General features: G+C 38.3%; 3 protein-coding genes. All 3 read right to left on the bottom strand.

The genetic code is table 11. The annotated features are described in order from the left end of the window. Positions 1–28 precede the first annotated feature (28 nt). Positions 29–100, bottom strand: a complete 72-nt coding sequence (locus H5202_RS24865; RefSeq protein ID WP_182774094.1) for an HNH endonuclease — start codon at positions 98–100, stop codon at positions 29–31. A gap of 7 nt (positions 101–107) precedes the next feature. Beyond that, entirely contained in the window at positions 108–242 is a 135-nt protein-coding gene (locus tag H5202_RS24525; RefSeq protein WP_259397467.1) for a hypothetical protein, read from the bottom strand. Positions 243–294: 52 nt separating this feature from the next. Continuing rightward, on the bottom strand, positions 295–988 hold a 694-nt coding region (locus tag H5202_RS23320; protein ID WP_182774093.1), incomplete at its 5' end, for a nucleotidyl transferase AbiEii/AbiGii toxin family protein.

Here is a 988-nt window from a genome sequence, read left to right as displayed (position 1 = left end):
AACAATCTTTAATTCCGCAAACTGTCGGCTATCGGTTACATTTTTCGTACAACAATTGTAGATTCCTGAATGTGTTACTACCGCTCTTAGAGTGAGGCACAGCTCAGTTAGAAGAAGACGACCGGACTGACGTCGAAACGATGTGCCAGGTTCATAATATGCTCTCGGGTCAGGTTCTTTTTCCCTGCCAATGCTTGAGAAACCATGCTTTTTTTACCTATATCATTCTCAAAGTCGGTCATGTTCGATCCATACTGATCCAACCTCGTAGCGGGTAATAGCATTCTCCAGAGCCTAAAACCCTTTCAATAAAAGTGCTAAGTACTTGCTACACTCTTCAATTGAGTACATGCTTGAACCTTTCATCTCTCGACACAAGACCTGAAAATTATCCTGCTTAGATGTTAAGTTCTCAACAATAAAACCTCTAGTTGATGGGGATGCAATTCCGAATATGTCACATCCTAATTTATCAGCACTAGCTTGTAAGTCATCCCAATCATTCGCTTCCATATATCCATCCTCATATATTGAATTCTGTACTTCGGGAATTTTTGCATAGGTAGTAATAAGATAAAGAATATCAGATGCATCTTTTTTTCGTTTATCTCCCCCCCTATCAAACCAAGCTACCAACTTTAATAACCCAATTCCAATTGGGGAGCATACAGGGATGATAACTTGAGGATTATCATAGATTTCAACACTCAGAGCGTTATCAAAAGCTTCTCTAAATCCCATCACATTCATTACAAATTCATCATTTGGAGGCCACGATATTTCAGTTTTCTCATCAGAAATATCACCAAAAGGGACTATATCAATATCCCAAGGTAAGCCATCTTTATCTGTTCGCTTAAAACGATGAGAAACTTGTGAGTCTTGAGAAAAACCTAACGTAATTAATCCTTCTGACAAGCTATTAAACTGCTCCCATGTTTCTACTTTTATACCAAAATCAACATCACGAGTACCTCTCTCAATTTTT

This window comes from Shewanella sp. SG41-4, from assembly GCF_014164505.1.
Classification (GTDB): domain Bacteria; phylum Pseudomonadota; class Gammaproteobacteria; order Enterobacterales; family Shewanellaceae; genus Shewanella.
Note: the sequence above shows the minus strand (reverse complement) of the source record. Positions and strands in the feature narration are given on the sequence as shown.